Origin of the sequence: Paenibacillus sp. MMS18-CY102, from assembly GCF_009789195.1 — a bacterium.
Classification (GTDB): Bacteria; Bacillota; Bacilli; order Paenibacillales; family Paenibacillaceae; genus Paenibacillus_T.
In genome coordinates, this window is the sequence record NZ_WSTC01000019.1 from 1 (window position 1) to 19,598 (window position 19,598).

Consider the following 19,598-nt stretch of genomic DNA (forward strand, 5'->3'; position numbering starts at 1 on the left):
CCCCCTCAAGATGAGATTTCCCAATTCGTAAGACCCCTGGAAGACGACCAGGTTGATAGGCTCGAGGTGGAAGCGCAGCAATGCGTGCAGCTGACGGGTACTAATAGGTCGAGGGCTTATCCTAAGCGTTTTGGCGAATGCCAATATCGCAACTTCGTGAGCAAGACAAAGCTAAGGATTCATCATTCGCATCCAGTTTTGAAGGTGTAACCTTTTTACATCTGGGCCCGTTGGTCAAGGGGTTAAGACACCTCCCTTTCACGGAGGTAACAGGGGTTCGAATCCCCTACGGGTCACCATTATTGACGCGGGGTGGAGCAGTTCGGTAGCTCGTCGGGCTCATAACCCGAAGGTCACAGGTTCAAATCCTGTCTCCGCAACCAATTCATAAATGACAAGTCGCCTAATTGGCGGCTTTTTTTGTTGTCATAATCGCATAAGCGTTGGTCAATATATGCTATTGACCCTGTAAGGGAGTAGGGCTACACTAACGAGAGAAAATGATAATGGATGGCATGGAAGCCAATTGCCCGAAGAGAGGAACCGATCACCATGAAACAACAAGAGTCGAGCCGGCGTCATGACAACGTTGTAAAATTCGGCTTGGCAATGACGGCACGTGTTTGGTATAATGCGCGGATCGATTTTGGAGCCTCTATGTTATTCGCAATTTTCAATGTCGTGTTAAACCAATTTTTTATGCCATTTGCGATACGTGAAGGGGCTTCAAATTTGCAGGTCGGATTATTATCTGCGTCACCTGCAATTGGGTTAATCTTCTCGCCATTGTGGGCGAGCTTAATTGAACGAAGAGGGAAACCACGGCCATTCTTTTTTATACCGAATACGATTGGCAGGCTGTTGCTCGTTTTGCCGGCGCTAATGCCCCATCCATCTGTGTATGTCATCACAGCGATAGCGTTTCAATTGTTAATGGGCATCCAGGCTCCTGCGTATGCGACGCTAATCTCCCGTATGTACCCAGGTGAAGTTAGAGGGCGCTTAATGGGCTATGTACGTGTGGCAATGGGAGCATTAATGATTCCATTAGCATATGTGGTGGGCAGTTGGTCAGATGCAGCTGGACCTACGGGACCGTTGCTAACGGCTGCATTGTTTGGAGCGGTATCGATTGTGATCTTCAGTACGATCCGACTGCCTAAGCAAGCACCGGTGGCTGTAACTATGCAGGAACAGAGCAAGCCAGCAGCCAAGTTCTCGATTTCGGAGCAGTGGAAGCTTGTGAGGGGAAACCGGATATTGGCTGTTTTTCTGCTGGCGACATCGTTCGCGGGGTTTGGCAATATGCTTGCTAATCCGCTCTATCAGATCATTCAAGTTGATGAGCTAGCGCTGACGAATGTGCAGATTGCTTTTGCTCGAATCGCTTATTATATTGCACTGTTGTTCACTTATTTGTTCGCTGGATGGATGATTGACCGGTTTGATATCCGTTATACGTTAATGGCCGGGATATGTGCCTATGCGATTGTTCCAATGTTGTATGGGCTGTGGGGGACGTATAGTGCTGTCATTATCGGCAATGGCGTTCAAGGCATGGGTGAAGCAATTTGGGATATAGGGATTTTGTCATTTATTTTCAGGCTAGTGCCGGGGCGTGAAGCGACTGTGTTCGGGCTTCATCTAATGTTATTCGGATTTAGGGGCACAATCGGCCCTCTTCTAAGCGCAGGGTTATCGGAATCAGTCTCGTTGACAGGGTTGCTGGTGGCAGCATCAATTTGCGGCTGGATTGGGACGATGTTATTCATTCTAGGCAGCAGGGGGAAAAGATTAAAAGCTAGTGGATAAGGTGATGGATACTGTGTTTGCTTGCGTTGGTTAAGGAAGAGCCAAATCTAGCAGTGAGCGTGTTGAATAGCCTTTAGCTGTTGTAAAAGCGGCGCAATGTTTGGCGAGATATCGCCTTGCATTGCGCCGCTTTTTTGACGGGGTGAAATGTAGTTAGCCAACAGTCACTTCAGGTTGCTCTTTGAGCAATAGGAGGTCGATCAACTGCTGTTTGGACACATTGCCGAAATAGTGAGTGGTGTCAATCGATTCGAGTGCAGCGGATAACGCGGATTCCTCATACCGGGTTCCTTGCAGCAGTTGCTCGACTTCCCCAACGTCGCCGACGCCGAAGTAATCTCCGAATATGCGAAGAGTGGCAATAAGCCCATCTTCGACATCTAGCCGAACATCGAGAATGCCAGCCTGGAATTTATAAGCATTTTGAATATTGCATTTGGGCGAGCGTCCATAGTTCCAATCCCAGTTGCGGTATTGGTTGTCAGCTAGTTCATGGACGGCCTTCCAATCGGCTTCTGTGAGCTCATATTGAGGAACGGATGCAACATCTGTGCCAAAAATATGGTTGAGCAGCTCGCTTCGGAATTGCTCAATCGTCATCGGCTCATGCAAAAACTCGGTGATGTTCGCAACGCGTGAACGAACAGATTTTGTCGCTTTGGAGGCGACTTTGATCGGCTTCACCTTCAGCGCGGAGGCAACATGGTCCATCTCCGATTGGAAAAGCAGTGTTCCATGGCTGAATAGCCTGCCGCGTGTTGCGAACATGGCATTGCCGGACACTTTGCGCTCTCCGATCTGAATGTCGTTACGCCCTGTAAGCTCCGCATTCACGCCGAGGCTCTGAAGCGCATCAATGATGGGCTGCGTAAATTTTCGGAAGTTATGAAAGGACTGGCCGTCATCTTTGGTCAAAAAGCTGAAGTTGAGGTTGCCTGTATCGTGATAGACGGCCCCACCTCCAGATAAACGGCGAACGACATGAATGCCGTGCTTTTCTACATATTCGGCATTGATTTCTTCGATCGTGTTCTGGTTTTTGCCGATGATGATGGACGGTTCGTTGATATAAAATAGCAGGTAGCTGTCAGTCATAGGCAGTTGCTTGAGGACATACTCCTCAAGGGCTAAATTAATGGCTGGATCAGTGATGCCGCGATTATCGATGAATAACATGGGTTCCCTCCTTGAATGTAATCGATAAGACGATGGTATCACATTCTGGGAAGAGGAGCGAATTATACAGGCCACTCCGCATCTAGTCATAGGAGCACGGGGTGACGTTTCGCGTGAAGCATAAGCAGTGGAAGGTGACTGTAGGAGTTAAACAACCAAATATGATATGCTAGGCAGCGGAGGGGTCCAGATGAATCGATCCGAAAAACAAAAACGGCATTTTTTGTTCGCAGGAGCTGAGCCGTCGCTGCCGATCTTTGTCGAGAGCATTGGTTATAATCCGACCCAGGAGACGTTGGAACGCAAGGATGGCTATCCTTGTTTCCATTGGTTGCAGACGGTGCAAGGTGAAGGGGTTATTGAGGTTGCAGGCCAAAAGCTTGCGCTGCCGGTTAACACAGGCATACTGCTTTTTCCGCATGTGAAGCATTATTACGCCTCTTCGAGCGATGAATTGTGGTCTACGGTGTATGTAACGTTCGAAGGGCCACAAGCGGCCGCTTTTGTAACGAAGCTGGGGTTCCGCCATTCCGAGTGGTTTCGATGGGACGAAGGCAATGAGCTGGGCGCCCATCTTGAAGGCATGCTCACTGCGATGCAACAGGCAGATGACCGGTCGGGGCTGGATGCGTCAAGCGGGCTTTACCGCTTTCTTATTCTATTAAAAAAATATGGTCAAATTCGGACAGGAGCTTCGCTGTTCCAGCATATGGAGAAGTTAAATCCGCTCTTGCAATGGCTCGACGGGCACTTTCATGATCCAGCGCTAGGGCTGCCGGAGATGGCGGAATGCCTAGGCGTAAGCGCACGATATTTGAATGTGCTGTTCCGGCGAGCATTTGGCATGACAGCGTATACATACTTGATCCGTCTCCGCTTGACGAAGGCCAAGGAGCTGATAAGCGGACCGGAACGCAAGTCCATTACCCAGATTGCACAACTTGTTGGGTATCGGGATGTTAGCCATTTTATCGCGGTATTCGGCAAAACAGAAGGCATGACACCGGAGCAGTTTCGTAAGCTTCATTAAGCTCTTAATCCGAACTCGAATAGGCAGGTTACCTCATATGCGTATGCTCCCAGTGTCTAAATGGCTTAATAATATGAAAATCAGGTCGAAGCTGTTTCTGTCGCTTGTATTGGTCATAGCGGTTCCAGTGCTCATTGTTGGGCTGATTCTAACGACACAGTTCCGTGAGAAAGCGCTGGACGACGCGGTTGCGCAATCGTTGAACAATGTTGACCGCATTAAACAACGGACGTCGGATCTGCTCACTATTCCAATTGATGTGTCTAATAGCCTGATGTATGATGAACAGCTTAAACGAATCGTGAATACATCGTTTATGAGCTCGGTAGATGTTTTTCGCGCCTATCGGGATTTTACGGCATTTCACAGCGCGATGGATTTGCATACAGAGATCAAGAGCATCCGGTTCTATATCGATAATCCGACGCTGCTCAACAACTGGGAGTTTATGCAGGCAGATGCGCCGGTACAGCAACAATTTTGGTACAAATCGGCGCTAGACCATTCGCTTGCCCAGTGGTTTTATTTTGATGATGAAACGACGGGCGGCACTAAATATTTAAGCTTAGTGAGGCGCGTAGATTTTTTGGAATACCGGACCAGCGGCGTTTTAATTATTTCGCTCAATCGAACGGAATTGACATCGATGCTTATGAATGAGCCGTTCGATACGATGATTATGGACGAGAACAACTATATCGTGGCATCGACTCGCCCCTCGGATGAGGGCTTGAAGCTGGCTGACGCTAATATTTGGAAAGTGCTTGGCTCTTATAAAGATGGCACCTATGATACGGAAGTAGAAGGCAAGCGATCGAAGGTCGTCGTGAAATCGTTGCATCCATCTTCAAGCCGCAATGGGCTGCGAATCGTTTCGGTGATTCATATTGATGGCATCGTCAAGGATGCGAACCGAATCGGCATGCTCGGGTTCATCATTATGTCTATTGGCTTCATTATTGCCGTTATCATTATTTCGCTAGTTTCGAAGCTGTTGTCTAATCGCCTGCTTGTGCTAAGCAGAGAGATGAACAAGGTGACGACTGGCAACCTGAACGTATCGTTGCGTATCGATGGGAACGATGAGGTGGGCCAGCTGTCGCGCCAGTTCAACGGCATGATGCATAGCATTCGCGATTTGATGGAGGAAGTGAAAGAGTCGAATCGCCAAAAAAATATGCTGGAGATCAAACAAAAAGAAATTAAGCTGCGAATGATGGCCAGCCAGATTAATCCGCATTTCCTGTTTAATGCGCTTGAATCGATTCGCATGAAGGCCCATATGAACAAGCAGACGGAAATCGCACAGACGGTGAAGCTGCTCGGGACGCTTATGCGCAAAAACCTCGAAATTGGCGGATCGAGCATCTTGCTAAGCGACGAAATCGAAATTGTGCGTTGCTATCTGGAGATCCAGCGATTCCGATTCGGCGAACGGCTAGCATTTGAGCTTGATATCGATCCATCGTCGTTATCTATGAGAGTGCCGCCGCTCATCGTACAGCCACTGGTGGAGAATGCGGTAGTTCATGGGTTGGAATGCAAAGAGGAAGGCGGCTGCGTCCTTATTCGAACGCATGTGTCAGAGGATGGAGAAACGCTTCTGCTAGAAATAAAAGATAACGGGCAAGGAATGGACGAGCAGCGGAAACAGCAATTGCTTGCTTCCCTCGAAGATATGGAGGATCGTGAAGGATATCGGATCGGCATGCGAAATGTCCATCAGCGATTAGTGTTAACCTATGGAGAGGCTTATCAGATGACACTAGAGACCGATCCCGTGAACGGGACTTACATTGGGCTGATGCTGCCAACGGGGAGGGATTCCTTTGTATAAAGTGTTAATCGTAGATGATGAGCCGGCGATTCGGGAAGGAATGACGACGCTCATTACTTGGGAAAACTATGGATTCGAGGTGTGCGGCACGGCTGCTAACGGTCGTGAGGCGCTGGAGAAAGCAAATCGCCTAGAGCCTGATTTGATGCTGGTCGATATCCGGATGCCGGGCATGACAGGCCTTGAGCTTATTGAACAGCTTCGGGAAAAGGACGGCCAATGCCACATCCTCATACTTAGCGGGTACTCTGATTTTGATTATGCCCGGAAAGCCATTGGCTATCGCGTTGACGGATATATGTTGAAGCCGGTCGATGAGGATGAGCTATGCGAGAATTTAGAGCGGATTCGTGACAGCCTTATTACAGAGAAAGAGCAGCTGCGCCGGCATGAGGCAGATATGGCTTGGCGGAACGAACAAATCATCCAATCTGTCGTAACCGGAACGTCTGGCGAGACGTTGGATGAAGCGATATGGCATTCGATTGCGAAGCGGCTGGGTTTGGAGGGGGATAGCTTTCAAGTGGTGCTGGCAGAGCCGGATATCGATGAGGATGGCGATCTGGGGCGCATCGGATTGTTGAAACGCAAGTGGAGCAGGGAGTTAAAAGCGAACAATCAGGGCTTCGTGTTCGGCATGGAACCCTATATCGGCATACTCATGCGATATGATGCCGAAGCTGGTGTTGGCCGCCAATTGCCGATTCGGCCGGACGACGGCGAAGATTTTACCGTATTTATATCCGTTGGGGAACCGGCAGCATCCTTCCAGCAAATCCATCATTCCTATGAGACAGCATTGGCAGGGCTTAAACGCCGTTTCGCGCTTGGTTCAGGTATCGTTTATGCGGCAGATAGCAACGGCATTCATAAGCAGCGGTTACAGGAGGATAACGTCCAGCAAGAGCTGCCGCTAGAGGAGCAAGCGGACCAGCTGTTCTACGCGCTCGATATCGGAAGCAAAGACAACGCGGAGCGGACGGTGATGGCAGTGGCCCAGTGGATGAAAGAAGCACGGTTGGATGAGGAGTATGTGAAGTCGTATTTTGCACAAATGATGTCGGCAGCGTTCGGGAAGCTCGCGCTCGCGAATCCGAAAACCTATACGTCTGTCCAATCTTTCGCGCCTGCGATTTCGGATATTTTCCGGCAGAAAAGTTTATCGGCTCTCGTTGAATATTTGAATCGAACGATGGAGCAGACCGTTCGTTACGCGGCAGAGCGAAGCCCCGAGACGATCGTCAAGCAGATGGAAGAATTCATGCGCCGCAACTTTAGCGAGAACCTGAAGCTGGAGACGATGGCCGAGCTATTCAATTACAATAGCGGTTACTTAGGCAAGCTGTTCAAGACGCATACGGGCGATTATTTCAATACGTACTTGGATAAGGTTAGGATTGAGAAAGCGAAGGAGCTGCTGGCGCAAGGGCTTAAAGTGCATCAAGCGGCAGAGAAGGTTGGCTATGCAAGCGTTGATTATTTTCACACGAAGTTCAAAAAATATGAGGGTGCATCGCCCTCGGCGTTCAAGGGGCGCCCGTCGTAGCCTTACCGAACGTCCTGATTTTCATTCATGTTTAGCCGCTTCGGCATTCCATCGCGAATGTTGGGGCGGTTTTTTGCATATCTAGAATCTCTAATTTGTACGGTATTTCATGCCGTATTTGTCGGGTAGGTTTAGAAGCAGACCATAGTGTACCATTAGGTTACAAGCTAATGAAATCGCTTACAGGAAAGTCAACTGAGGCGGATGCCATAATAATGGCCCTCAACACACAATCGAGTAACTTGGGAAATATAGAGAAGGAGGGCTAGCATGGAAGCGATAACAATGAACGAGAAGAAGCCTGCAGGATCGAAAAATAAAGGCTTTTGGTTCAGAATGGTGCAGCAAAAGTATTTGTATTTCATGACCATTCCATTCGTCATTTGGGTATTCGTATTTAGTTATCTGCCGATTTGGGGCTGGACGATGGCGTTTCAGAAGTTCAGGCCAGCACGGTCATTCTGGGATCAGGATTGGGTAGGCTTCAAGCATTTCGTGGACTTATTTAACGATGATCGATTTTACCTCGTTATGCGCAATACGCTGGCAATGAGCTTTATGAGCTTGATTGCAGGGTTCACGATACCGATCTTATTCGCCGTATTGCTGAATGAATTGCGCAATCAAGTGTTCAAGCGCTTCGTGCAGACGATATCTTATCTTCCCCACTTCGTTTCGTGGGTCGTCGTCGCCGGCATTGTTACGAAAATGCTTTCGATCGACGGGGGCGTCATCAACGACATGCTCGTCGGGCTTCATATCATCGATAAACCGATCGTGTTCATGGGCGAGGGCAAGTACTTCTGGACGATCGTTACTTCTTCAGATGTATGGAAAGAAATGGGATGGAACACGATTATCTATCTCGCAGCCATCACGGGGATTGACCCGGAGCAGTATGAAGCAGCGCGCGTCGACGGCGCAGGCCGCTGGCGCCAGATTTGGCATATCACGCTGCCGGGCATTCGGACGACGATCTCGGTATTGCTCATTATGTCGATCGGCCATTTGATCCAGATCGGTTTCGAGAAGCAGTTCCTGCTCGGCAATCCGCGAGTCATCGACTACTCGGAAGTATTGGATCTCTATGCACTGAATAACGGATTGGCGCTGAATCGATTCTCATTCGGTACGGCGATCAGCATCTTTAACTCCGTCGTAAGTGTCATCTTGCTGTTCGTTGCCAACAGCATATTCAAGCGTGTGACGAAAGAAAGCATCATGTAAAGGAGGATGCCATCTATGGGCAAGCCCAAAAATAATTACTTCAATGCGACGCTCAGCGATAAGCTGTTTGATGCAGCAAACGTCCTCGTGATGTGTGTCGTGCTCGTCGTAACGCTTTACCCGTTCCTGAACGTGCTGGCAATCTCATTCAATGACTCGAACGATACGGTTCGCGGCGGATTAACGATATTCCCGCGTGAATTCACACTTAAAAATTATGAAACGATTTTTGCTTATCAGGGCTTGGTTACGGGTTTCTGGAACTCGGTGCTACGGACAGTAATCGGTACGCTGCTTGGTTTGCTTAGCGGTTCGATGTTAGCGTACTGTCTCGCTCGTCCCGACTTCCAAGCCCGCAAGTTCGTATCGACCTTCTTGGCCCTGACGATGTATGTAACGGGCGGCCTTATCCCAGTCTACATCCTGATGCGTGACCTGCACCTGATGAATTCATTCGGTGTGTATGTCCTGCCAGGACTCGTAAGCGCGTTCAACGTATTCGTCATCCGGTCGTTTATCGACGGGCTGCCGTATGCGCTGCAAGAGTCAGCGAAGATAGATGGCGCAACGGATTTCAGAATTTATTGGCAGGTGATCCTGCCGCTCTGCAAACCGGTGCTCGCAACGATCGCGCTGTTCTTGGCGGTAGGGCAATGGAATTCTTGGTTCGATACGTATCTCTACAATGGCGGTACACCGAGTCTCACTACACTGCAATATGAACTGACGAAGGTGCTTCAATCGACGACGAACCAGTCGGACATTCGAGGCAAAAACATAACGGATCTCGTCACGAGCGTTTCGCCGGAATCGATCAAAATGGCGATTACAATCGTCGTATCGCTTCCAATACTCGTCATCTATCCGTTCCTGCAGCGCTACTTTGTTAAAGGGATGACGCTCGGCGCGGTCAAGTCGTAAGCCTAGATTAATTGGGCTCGCTTCGCTCACATTGGTATCAACAGGTTTCCTGTTATACAATAGATGAATTACCTCAGGGAGGGTTCTTGAATGAAAGGTAAGGTCTTGAAGGGAACAAGCTTATTGCTTGCAAGCGTTATGCTCGTCGGATCACTCGCAGCTTGCTCGTCCAAAGAGGAAGATAAAAAACCGGCGGACGAAACGGACAAGACGAACACGGCAGAAAATACGGCGGAAACGCCAACAGCGGACAAATCGCCAATCACCTACACCATGCTGGCTGCTGACCCGAGCCCGGACTGGAACCAAATGCAGGATGAGGTCGGCAAGAGGATTACAGAAAAAACAGGCATTACGCTCAAAATGGACTTCGCAACCGATGCAAACAAAGTAGCACTCGTTGCAGCGAGCGGCGAATATCCCGATATTATTTCTGCAAAAGGCAGCTCGAACTTGTTCGTCGATGCTGGCGCAGTGCTTGACCTGACTGATCTTATCGACCAATACGGCCCGAATCTGAAGAAAGTGTACGGCGACTACTGGAACCGCCTGAAGTGGAGCAATGATGATCGAGGCATCTACGTTATTCCAACCTATGATGGCGTAGGCAACACGTACTTCGATGCAGGCGGCGCATTCAGCTTGCAGCACCAGGCAGTCGAAGAAGCGGGCTTCCCGCAAATCAAAACGGTAAAAGACTATGAGAAAGTAATCGCCGATTATGTAGCGAAACATCCTACTACGGCAGACGGCAAGAAAACGCTTGGCTTGTCGCTGCTTGCAGACGACTGGCGCATCATGATTTCCGTTACGAATCCGGCTTTCCAAGCTACGGGCGCATCGGATGACGGCGAAATCTATATTGATCCCAAAACGTACCAAGCAACGTTCCACTACCGCCGCCTAGAAGAGAAGGAATATTTCCGCTGGCTGAACCATATGAACGACATCGGCCTAATTGACCCCGAATCGTTCGTGCAAAAAGAAGACCAATACAAAGCAAAAATCGCGCAAGGCCGCGTTGTCGGCGTAATCGACCAGAAGTGGGGCTTCCAATCTTCGATCGATTCGCTGAAGAAAGAAGGCAAAAACGCAGCAACCTACGGCTTCTATTCCGTTCAAATGGACGACAAAACGGTTGACCATACGTTCGAACCTACGGGCTTCATGGGCGGCTACGGCCTGATGGTGTCTAAGGACGCGAAAAACCCTGAGCGCATTATCCAAATGCTCGACTACCTCGCTTCCGATGAAGGGCAAGTGCTCGTTAACTGGGGGATCGAAGGCAAGCATTACAACGTAGAAAACGGCAAACGTGTCATTCCGCAAGCGGTGCAAGACCAAAAAACGAATGATGCATCGAACTTCCATAAAGCAACGGGCATCGGCTTGTACAACAATTACGGTCCGCACTATGGCGATGGCGTGCAAGATTCGACGGGCAATTACTTTACGACGAACTTCCCTGAGCAGATCCAGAAAACGTATTCGGAAGAAGACAAGAAAGTACTGGCTGCTTACGGCAAAACAACGTGGAAAGACTTCTATCCGTCGGAGAAGGAATTCGAAGCGAAGCCTTGGGGCGCAGCATGGAACCTGCCGGTTCCAAGCGATTCCGATGCGAATATCATCTACAACAAGCTGACGCCTATCGTTCGCAAACGCATTCCAGAAATCATCTTGTCCAAGCCGTCCGAATTTGACGCGAAATGGGATGCATTCATGGCAGAGCTCGATAAAAACGACGTGAAGAAATACGAAGAAGAGTACACGAAGTATATTCAAGAGCGCGTTAACCTGTGGAGCGGCAAATAAGCTTACGCTGGTAGCGTATCGCATAATGCGAAAAAGGGTTATCCCGAAAGCCAGTTGGCTTAGGGATGGCCCTTTTTGTAATGTGTTAGCGTAAAAGATATATGTGAGCGAGTACGAACTGGCACACGTCCCGTCCGCAGGGGCTCCGCCCACTCGTCCGTGTTATCTAGCTTGGCGCAACCCAGCATACCCCCTCATCTTAGGTGAGGGGGTTGATTGTCATTGTATAGATTGCAATAGTACGCAATAAGCAAGGTTATTTTCTCGATTGAAGACCGTTAGTGGAAGCAGAGAGCTACGACTCGCCCGGTGTCTTCTGCAGCTTCGATGGATTATTGATTTTGTAAGGGACAGGATGTTTCGTCAGCTTCTTCGCTGCGACCTTGGCCTCGAAAGTCAACACGTCGCCGACTTCCAGCTCCAATTTCTTAAGCGTCGCGCTATGGCTGGACCATGCATCGCCAATCTCAAGCGCAGGCTCTAGAATGGCAACTGCTTCATAGATAATGACCTCGTCATCCTCATCCGCAAAATGGTTAGGCACCGTCGTAAACTCCTTGACGGTCGCCGTCATTTTGACTTTCGCCTCTGGCAATTCAAGCTTCGGCGCTCTGCCCTTCTTCTCCTTGGCCTTCGGAAGCGGGGCAGGCTCATTTGGGGCCTCGGTGGTGGGCTCAGTTTCTTGGAGAGATGGCACAGGCAATTCTGCTATCTCATTCGCCACAGCTTCAGGGGAAGAGGAGTCTCCGGCTGCTGCTGTTGCTGTTGTAGGAGTCTCTCCGGCCGATTCAGCTTCAACGGACGTTGTGGAGCTTACAGCGTCGGCTACTGGTTCAGCAGCTTCCTCTAGGGAAGCCGACGAATTGCGTTGCCCGAACTGGGCGGCTTGCATCTCCTTCAAGTAGGAGGGATGAATGCAATGGCGCTGCTGGTTGTCCAGCTCAATGACGGCAGTGATGTCATCCACGTAGCCGATAATTGTGCATGGCAGGTGGTTGCCGTTCTTTTTATACACATACACCTTCGATTTAGAAGCTTTCTCCGATAGGAGCCCCCATTGCTTGCACATGTCCATCTGGTCCGCTTCGCTAGCGAAGGCGGTAAAGGTGCCGGGATCAATGACAAAAGTATAGTCCATTCGTTTGTTCGCCGCCTCTCTGATTCTATAGCTGTATTTTACCACAATCCTTGGCTAGATTCTTATGGCGAGAAATGTAGGGATGCACGCAACGTAATAGGTCAAAAGTTTTATTTAATATTACTAAAATATGGTTTGTGAGGGCAAAAGCACCTCTCTATAATAGGAAAGTAGACTGATAGAGAGGTGAACGGATGAAACGATTGATTATGGCGATGCTTGCCCTAACCTTGGCAACAGGGGGGGGAGCCTATCCGCAGAAGGGCGCAACGGCTTATGCTGCCAGCACAAGCACAACGCCTTCTGCTACAACAGGGCTGAAGGACATTAGCAAGCACTGGGCAAAGCTGAGCATTGAGAAGCTCATTGGGCAAGGAATCGTGTCGGGTTATGAGGATGGAACCTATAAGCCGGACAAAGTCGTTAGCCGGGAGGAGTTTTTGTCGCTTGTCGTCCGAGCGAAGAAATACGCCGTATCGGATGTGGCGCGCCAATTGTTTGACGACGTCGCGAATGGGCGCTGGTCTGCTCCATTTATCCAGGCGGCACTTCAGGCGAATGTAATTGCAGCCAAGGATTATGGCGCTAAGTTCCAGCCTACGGGCATTATTAACCGCGTCGAGATGGCAGGCATGCTGGCGCATGCGCTTCAGCTTGATGATGCGAGCAACGTTTCCTTCAAGGATGCCGCGTTATTCGCAGGCAAGAAGGGGATGGTGGCGGCAGTTGCTGGCGCAGGCCTCATTACGGGATATCCAGACGGCACCTTTAAGCCAGATGGCCAGCTGACAAGGGCGGAAGCAGCGGTCGTTATCGTGAGGCTAATGGAATATAAGCGGGAAGATAAAGATTTTGTCACCTATTCGGACAACGTGAATCCAGTGACAGAGAAGTCGCCGATTGCGGGGTATACCGTCAGTGGCAATACGGTTACGTTTAGCAGCTCACAGGCGGGGGATCTGAAGGCGGGGCAAATTATTTTGCTAGCGCCATCTAAGCTGTATCCGTTCGGCGCTGCCAAACGAGTGGATAGCGTGAGCGTAAACGGCAGCCAGGCTGTTCTCGCAACGTCCGAGCCAGAATTGCAGGACGTGCTGAGGGAGCTTGACGTGACGAAGGATGTGCCAATAACAGCAAGCCAGTTCGAGATCGATCCGCAATTTGCGGGCCAAGGGGTCTCCTACTCGCTTCCGTCCCCGAAAGCGAAAGCTGGAGTGGGCCAGCCGCTCGCGCTTTCAGGCCGAGTGAAGGTGAACGTGAGTACGGATGATGGGCTCAAGTTATCATTTGACGACATGGAAATCGAGTTGGATGGCCAGCCAATCGAGCTGGAAGGCTCTATGACGATGCGCAATCCGGTGTTTCATTCCGATGTCAAATGGGGTTGGCTCGGCTTGAAGCGATTTAACAGCTCGATGTCGTATTCCTTGGAAAATGAGCTGACCGTGTCCGTTCCGGTGGACGGGGTTGAAGGCAGCATCAAGGGTGGCGCGGCTATCGTTGAATCGAACGGAGCTGCGGGGGGAGCAGGCGCTATTGCGAAAGCAAAGCGGGTTGGAACCAATGGCAAGCCCCATAAGCTGACGCTTGGCAAATTGACGGTACCGGTATATGGCCCTCTGGGCGTTGTGGTCGAGGTACATTTGGTCATCGAAGGCGATATGACCGTCGGGCTTACCTTCAAAATGGAAGCAGAAGCAGTCAGGACGATCGGGCTTGAATATACGAAGCCAGGGTTCATGATCACGGATGAGGTCACGAATGTTGATTTTGATTCCGAATTGACAGCCGATGCGGAGATTGGGCTTCATGCTGGAGCAGGCGTAGGCATTTTGCTCGGCTTGTTCAATTATGGTTTAGGCGGCGTTGAAGGGGAGGCAGGTTTAGCGGGAGAAGCTGGTGCGCATCTGAATGTCACCGATCCTACGCAAAGCTGCTACGACTTCAAGCTGGAAACTTATGCGAAGGCGAATGCTGTACTCGATTTCCCGAAATTTTTCTTCATTGATGATATTACATACACGCTAGCGGAAAAGCGCTGGCCGATCTGGGACAAGACCAACTGCAAGCCGCTTGGCAATGCAGATACGAAAGATAGCCCGGCTAAGGAAGGCGAACAGGCCAAGCCGGATACGGGCACAGCCAAACCAGAAGATAGCACTAGCCAATCGACTCCAGTAGGCGAAACAAAAACCGTACACGTGCCAGCAGCGGGCAATCCGAACAAGAACAACTGGACGGCTACCGGCATAACCATTAAGCAGGGCGGCATGCTCATGGTCAACGCAGCAGGCACGGGAGATTACAATGCCCATAACTATTATTTGACCGATCCGGACGGAAGGCAGCTCGACATTAACACGCTTGAGGACCTTGGGGTCAAAATGGATGGAAACGCTGTGTTCAGCAGCTATCCGATTGGCGCGCTCGTTGGCGTCATTCGGAGCGCGGACGGTACACTAAGCGAGCCATTCATGCTTGGCAAGCATGTAAGCGTAATAGCGCCGGCAACTGGAGAATTGCTGCTCGCTTATAATGATTCGTCGACAGCTGGCGATGATGGTTATTTGAACAATTCCGGCGGCTACGCGGTGATGGTTACGGTCGTGTCGCAATGATTGGCGTTTAACTTAACGCGGCAAGGCAGGAATAAGCCCTGGCAGGAGTGCAGCTTTGTTGCTCTTTGCCGGGGCTTTAATTGTGCAAGGGCATATTTGATGCCTAAATATTAAGTTATCCAGTCGGAATTTAAGGAGAAATGAGCACTTCATTCCGCTGTTAGGAATAGAATGCTTCTAAAGCAGGGAAAGAGACGCCTAGCAAGGGCTTGACAGAACGAATGATTATGCAGGAGAATATTGGTAGAAGCATTGGCAGGCGCTCCGCGTAAGCCATATATCCCGTTAACCGGTCGAACTGGAGACGAAATCGATGATAGCCTTTTGGAGGTTTGAAACGGTTTCGTTTTTTATTTTGCAGGTTAACATTCGCCAAAAACGAAGCGGATGCTTCCCGGTCTTATCGGAATCATATCGCAAAAACAAGGCGAATGCTTTCGAAGCGGCTTTTGCTGCTCGACAATCCACTCAACGTGGCTTGCCTGCATATCGCAAAAACTTTAGGAGGTTTTCCACCATGTCCAATGAGCAAAAACAATGGCGTCCCGAGACGCAAGCGGTACACGCAGGCCAAGAGATCGATCCAACTACATTCTCACGGGCGGTGCCGATCTACCAGACGACCTCCTACGGGTTCCGTGACACGGAGCATGCTGCTAACTTGTTCGGGCTAAAAGAGTTCGGCAACATCTATACACGCATTATGAATCCGACGAGCGATGTGTTCGAGAAGCGGATTGCTGCACTCGAAGGCGGCGCTGCCGCGCTTGCTGTGGCGTCTGGCCAAGCGGCGATCAGCTACTCGATCTTCAATATTGCCGGAGCGGGCGATGAAATCGTATCGGCAGCCAGCCTATATGGCGGCACGTACAATTTGTTCTCGACAACGCTTCCGAAGCTGGGCATTCACGTAAACTTCGTTGATCCTTCCGATCCGGAGAACTTCCGTGCGGCGATTACGCCGAAGACCAAAGCGATCTTCGCCGAGTCAATCGGCAACCCGAAAGGCGACGTGCTCGATATCGAAGCGGTAGCTGCGATAGCGCATGAGAATGGCATTCCGCTCATCATCGACAACACGTTCCCTAGCCCTTACTTGCTTCGTCCAATCGAATTCGGCGCAGATATCGTCATTCATTCCGCGACCAAATTCATCGGCGGACACGGTACGTCCATTGGCGGCATCATCGTCGACAGCGGCAAGTTTGACTGGGCAGCGAGCGACAAATTCCCTGGCCTGACAGAGCCGGACCCGAGCTACCATGGTGTCGTTTACACAGAAGCAGTGGGGCCAATCGCGTATATTATTAAAGCTCGCGTACAATTGCTCCGCGATCTCGGCGCTGCGATTGCGCCATTCAACTCCTTCTTGCTGCTGCAAGGCCTTGAGACGCTGCATCTTCGCATGGAGCGCCACAGCTCCAATGCATTGGCGGTTGCGAAATACCTTGAAGCGCATGATTCGGTCGAATGGGTAAGCTACGCTGGGCTTGAGAGCCACCCGTCGTATGAGCTGGGCCAAAAATATTTGCCGCGCGGCCAAGGCGCCATTCTAACATTCGGCATTCGCGGCGGGCTGGAAGCGGGACGCAAGCTGATCGATTCCGTGCAGCTGTTCTCGCACTTGGCGAACGTTGGCGATTCCAAGTCGCTGATCATTCACCCTGCAAGCACAACGCATCAACAGCTGTCCGAGGCTGAGCAACTGGCGGCTGGCGTGTCGCCGGGCTTGATTCGCCTGTCGATTGGCACGGAAGCGATCGAGGATATTCTCGATGATCTGGGCCAAGCGATTCGCTCGGCTGTGACAGCATCGGGCTCGTCTGTTTAAGGGGGATTTTCTAACGGACCAGAGAGCCGTTATATCGCTCCAGACGTGGCAGTTGCAACTGTAACGGACCTCATGGCCGTTATTTCGCCATTTTGATGCCACGTGGGGACGAAATAGGCCAAATAGCGTCTGCTGGGTCCGTTAGCGCAAAAATGCGGCTGATTTTGGGCAAATAAGGTCCGCTGGGTCCGTTAGCACACATTTGATGGGTTACAAATAGAAGAAGGGTGTCCCGCGGTTGCGCTTGTGGGATACCCTTCTTTTATTTGCTGCTATTAAAGCACGAGGTCGCAAGCCTCTATTGGCATCCAATGCTCATCTTGTCCGTCCCACTTCACATTGCATCCGATCGGATTCGTCAGCGGAACCGCAATCGGCTGGCCGCTAAGATGTTCGTGAAGCGCGTTTTCGAGGTTATTTACCGTCATCAAGCTAGTATCGCGCGGATAGTCGACCCCACGCCCGGTGTAAATCAGCTTGCGATCACGATCGAATATGAAAAAATGCGGTGTACGCAGTGCGCCATATGCTCTTGCGACCGCTTGCGAATCGTCACGGACGTACACCCAAGGGAACTTATGCGTCCGCATGCGCGTCTCCATATGCTCAAACGAATCGAGTGGCTTCGTTGCCACGCTGTTGCTGTTGATGCCGACGAATTGAACGCCGCGGCTTGCGAAACGCTCTGCTGTCTCACGAGTGACTTCATCGGAACCAATAACATAGGGACAGTGATTGCAGGTGAAGAAGATGACGAGCGTATCGCTCTCAGCAAAATCTGCAAGCGAATACGTTCGGCCGTCCGTTGCAGGCAGCGAGAAGCCTGGTGCTTGCTGCCCGAGCTGGAGCGTGAATGACATGGGTAAATCCCTCCTTTTACCATAAGTATAAGGGGAGGAGGTTTACCGTTCAATATGGAAGGTGGTATGAAAAGTTGGGAATTTACGTCGCATGATAAAAATATCTATCCATTCCACGGTGAACATTCCCAGCGCTTCCTTGCGATGTCATCGGATTTTGGTTAACATGAAGGAAAGGTTGCATGGGTCGGGTCGATGGCGGATGCTGCACAATGGGGAACGGAGCGGGAAATGGCATGGATATGAAACAATGCGAAGGCTGCGGCGCCGATAAGCCGCTCGAAGCTTACCCGAAGCGGTCGGGGCGCAGCGCGAGGCGAGGCATGTGCCGTGCATGTTTGCGAACGCGCAAACGGGTGAATGCGCTTCACCGGCAGCAAGCAGCAGCATCGGCGGAAGATGGCTTGGAGCCGCAGCTTGGCCGCGAGACGGTGTTGGCTGCTAATGGGCAAAACAAAAGCGAAAGCTTATCTATAGAAGGGCAGTCCGGGGAAGCGCAGGAAACGGGACCGGCGAAGCGGAAGCGCAATCGCAAGCGCGGCCGTCGCAAGAAAACGCAAGCCGTATCGGAAGCTGTGGCAGGAGTGAAAGTTGAGTCTGTCCAATTGCAGCAGCTGGCGGATCTGGCAGGCCCTGAGGAAGCAGAAGAAAAGGCGGCATTCGAATCTATTCACTCACGCGATGATCTTGCAGATGCTGGGGATGTCCCAGCGAAGAAACGCAAGCGTAAACGCAAGCGTGGACGTGGCCGGAGGAAGGGGAAATTAGATTCGGCTGTTAGTGGCAGCGAGCTGGTTAGCGAAGCGGCAACGGATCCGAATCGGGATACAGATAATGAGCTATACAACGAACCGGAAGCGGTTGCATTCACTTTCGCGATGGAGGAGAGCGGCGATTCAATTAAGCGCCCGAAGAAGCGGAAACGGAAGCGGCGGCGGAATAAATCGAAGCAGGTGGCGACATCTGCATTAACGAATGAGCCGGGCGGAGAGCCTGCCGTAGGCAGTGCAGTGCAACACGGAATGCCAGAATCGGAATTGGAGCAGGAGCAGCTTGTATCGTTAATTGGAATGGAAGGCGATACGGCAAACGAGAAGCTAGACGAAGCGCTGGAAGGGGAGCGGCCGCTGCGCAAACGCAAGCGGAAACGGCGGAGACGGAAGAAGAAGCAGGAGGAAGTGGCGGAATCGGCGGCTTCCGATACCGAGCCAATAACTGAACCGAAACCGCGTCCCGTTCGTCCGCCGGACAAGTGGATCGTACCGTTTCAAGGCCCGTTTTCGTATAATGCAGCCATTCTGAACGATAAGGGAACCGGGATGATCCGGCTTCGGGGCCGCCGTGAGACCGGCAAGCGCTGGCATACGGAAATCGAGAAGGAGATTGCGGTTCGCATGGTCAAGGAGGGCGCTGCGGGGATCGTTCATCCGCGGCTCATTCATAAGCTGTATACCAAAAGCGATTTTCGACTGTTGGTATTGCAACGGGACAACTATATTTGCCGCTATTGCGGAAAATATGGCGACACGATTGACCATGTGATGCCCAAGTCCAAGGGGGGCTTGTCCTCCCCGATGAATTGCGTGTGCGCATGCAGCGAGTGCAATTTGCTGAAAGCAGATAAACTGGACTTTCCATTCCCGGATGATGGGGATGAATACGAGGTCGAGTAACGCCTAATTGAAATGAGAAATGTGGTAGTATATTCGATACGAGGCAAGCGAGTGAATGAAAATGGACGACGATGGCCCGTGACAACGGACAGCCAGCGTCGTTTTTTGCTAGGG

13 protein-coding genes, 2 tRNA genes and 1 rRNA gene are annotated in these 19,598 nt (G+C 50.9%); 13 read left to right on the forward strand and 3 right to left on the reverse strand.

Going from position 1 to position 19,598, the window contains the following annotated elements:
* The 4 genes from GON22_RS15310 to GON22_RS15325 all read left to right on the forward strand — a co-directional run.
* A 23S ribosomal RNA gene (locus GON22_RS15310) occupies positions 1-124 on the forward strand; the annotation flags it as partial.
* Positions 125-224: 100 nt separating this feature from the next.
* Positions 225-299 (forward strand) — tRNA-Glu (locus tag GON22_RS15315).
* A gap of 7 nt (positions 300-306) precedes the next feature.
* Positions 307-383, forward strand: a tRNA-Met gene (locus GON22_RS15320).
* 169 nt (positions 384-552) lie between these two features.
* Complete coding sequence (locus tag GON22_RS15325) at positions 553-1,812, forward strand: MFS transporter (protein WP_160396974.1); 1,260 nt, start codon at positions 553-555, stop codon at positions 1,810-1,812.
* 153 nt (positions 1,813-1,965) lie between these two features.
* Here GON22_RS15325 and GON22_RS15330 read toward each other — a convergent pair whose 3' ends face one another.
* The gene (locus GON22_RS15330; protein ID WP_160396975.1) at positions 1,966-2,988 is read right to left on the reverse strand and encodes a lipoate--protein ligase; all 1,023 of its coding nucleotides are present in this window, start codon (positions 2,986-2,988) and stop codon (positions 1,966-1,968) included.
* Between the two features lie 190 nt (positions 2,989-3,178).
* On the opposite strand from GON22_RS15330, the gene GON22_RS15335 reads away from it, so the two are divergent.
* The 6 genes from GON22_RS15335 (at position 3,179) to GON22_RS15360 (ending at position 11,364) form a co-directional block, all read left to right on the forward strand.
* Entirely contained in the window at positions 3,179-4,018 is an 840-nt protein-coding gene (locus GON22_RS15335) for an AraC family transcriptional regulator (protein WP_160396976.1), read from the forward strand.
* Between the two features lie 73 nt (positions 4,019-4,091).
* The gene (locus GON22_RS15340) at positions 4,092-5,855 is read left to right on the forward strand and encodes a sensor histidine kinase (RefSeq protein ID WP_237179179.1); all 1,764 of its coding nucleotides are present in this window, start codon (positions 4,092-4,094) and stop codon (positions 5,853-5,855) included.
* Position 5,856: 1 nt separating this feature from the next.
* On the forward strand, positions 5,857-7,401 hold the full coding sequence (locus tag GON22_RS15345; protein ID WP_336604321.1) for a response regulator transcription factor: 1,545 nt from the start codon (positions 5,857-5,859) through the stop codon (positions 7,399-7,401).
* A 285-nt stretch (positions 7,402-7,686) separates the two neighbouring features.
* Positions 7,687-8,628 (forward strand): ABC transporter permease, encoded by a 942-nt coding sequence (locus tag GON22_RS15350; RefSeq protein WP_237179184.1) that lies wholly within the window; start codon positions 7,687-7,689, stop codon positions 8,626-8,628.
* A gap of 15 nt (positions 8,629-8,643) precedes the next feature.
* Entirely contained in the window at positions 8,644-9,549 is a 906-nt protein-coding gene (locus GON22_RS15355) for a carbohydrate ABC transporter permease (RefSeq protein ID WP_160396980.1), read from the forward strand.
* 90 nt (positions 9,550-9,639) lie between these two features.
* Positions 9,640-11,364 (forward strand): ABC transporter substrate-binding protein, encoded by a 1,725-nt coding sequence (locus GON22_RS15360; protein WP_160396981.1) that lies wholly within the window; start codon positions 9,640-9,642, stop codon positions 11,362-11,364.
* A 295-nt stretch (positions 11,365-11,659) separates the two neighbouring features.
* On the opposite strand, the gene GON22_RS15365 is transcribed toward GON22_RS15360, so the two are convergent.
* Positions 11,660-12,502: a hypothetical protein gene (locus tag GON22_RS15365; RefSeq protein ID WP_160396982.1), complete on the reverse strand. Its 843-nt coding sequence runs from the start codon at positions 12,500-12,502 to the stop codon at positions 11,660-11,662.
* Positions 12,503-12,696: 194 nt separating this feature from the next.
* On the opposite strand from GON22_RS15365, the gene GON22_RS15370 reads away from it, so the two are divergent.
* Positions 12,697-15,120: an S-layer homology domain-containing protein gene (locus GON22_RS15370; RefSeq protein ID WP_160396983.1), complete on the forward strand. Its 2,424-nt coding sequence runs from the start codon at positions 12,697-12,699 to the stop codon at positions 15,118-15,120.
* Positions 15,121-15,637: 517 nt separating this feature from the next.
* Complete coding sequence (locus GON22_RS15375; RefSeq protein ID WP_160396984.1) at positions 15,638-16,951, forward strand: homocysteine synthase; 1,314 nt, start codon at positions 15,638-15,640, stop codon at positions 16,949-16,951.
* Between the two features lie 275 nt (positions 16,952-17,226).
* Here GON22_RS15375 and GON22_RS15380 read toward each other — a convergent pair whose 3' ends face one another.
* Positions 17,227-17,811 (reverse strand): thioredoxin family protein, encoded by a 585-nt coding sequence (locus GON22_RS15380; protein WP_160396985.1) that lies wholly within the window; start codon positions 17,809-17,811, stop codon positions 17,227-17,229.
* Positions 17,812-18,047: 236 nt separating this feature from the next.
* On the opposite strand from GON22_RS15380, the gene GON22_RS15385 reads away from it, so the two are divergent.
* Entirely contained in the window at positions 18,048-19,484 is a 1,437-nt protein-coding gene (locus tag GON22_RS15385; protein ID WP_160396986.1) for an HNH endonuclease, read from the forward strand.
* The last annotated feature ends 114 nt before the right edge of the window (positions 19,485-19,598 follow it).

Excerpts from the sequence above, each read along its gene's own strand:
- GON22_RS15340 (WP_237179179.1), top strand. The coding sequence starts at position 4,092 with ATGAAAATCAGGTCGAAGCTGTTTCTGTCGCTTGTATTGGTCATAGCG.
- GON22_RS15350 (WP_237179184.1), top strand. The coding sequence starts at position 7,687 with ATGAACGAGAAGAAGCCTGCAGGATCGAAAAATAAAGGCTTTTGGTTC.
- GON22_RS15365 (WP_160396982.1), bottom strand. The coding sequence starts at position 12,502 with ATGGACTATACTTTTGTCATTGATCCCGGCACCTTTACCGCCTTCGCT.
- GON22_RS15370 (WP_160396983.1), top strand. The coding sequence starts at position 12,697 with ATGAAACGATTGATTATGGCGATGCTTGCCCTAACCTTGGCAACAGGG.
- GON22_RS15355 (WP_160396980.1), top strand. The coding sequence starts at position 8,644 with ATGGGCAAGCCCAAAAATAATTACTTCAATGCGACGCTCAGCGATAAG.
- GON22_RS15385 (WP_160396986.1), top strand. The coding sequence starts at position 18,048 with ATGGATATGAAACAATGCGAAGGCTGCGGCGCCGATAAGCCGCTCGAA.
- GON22_RS15335 (WP_160396976.1), top strand. The coding sequence starts at position 3,179 with ATGAATCGATCCGAAAAACAAAAACGGCATTTTTTGTTCGCAGGAGCT.
- GON22_RS15380 (WP_160396985.1), bottom strand. The coding sequence starts at position 17,811 with ATGTCATTCACGCTCCAGCTCGGGCAGCAAGCACCAGGCTTCTCGCTG.
- GON22_RS15325 (WP_160396974.1), top strand. The coding sequence starts at position 553 with ATGAAACAACAAGAGTCGAGCCGGCGTCATGACAACGTTGTAAAATTC.
- GON22_RS15330 (WP_160396975.1), bottom strand. The coding sequence starts at position 2,988 with ATGTTATTCATCGATAATCGCGGCATCACTGATCCAGCCATTAATTTA.
- GON22_RS15360 (WP_160396981.1), top strand. The coding sequence starts at position 9,640 with ATGAAAGGTAAGGTCTTGAAGGGAACAAGCTTATTGCTTGCAAGCGTT.
- GON22_RS15375 (WP_160396984.1), top strand. The coding sequence starts at position 15,638 with ATGTCCAATGAGCAAAAACAATGGCGTCCCGAGACGCAAGCGGTACAC.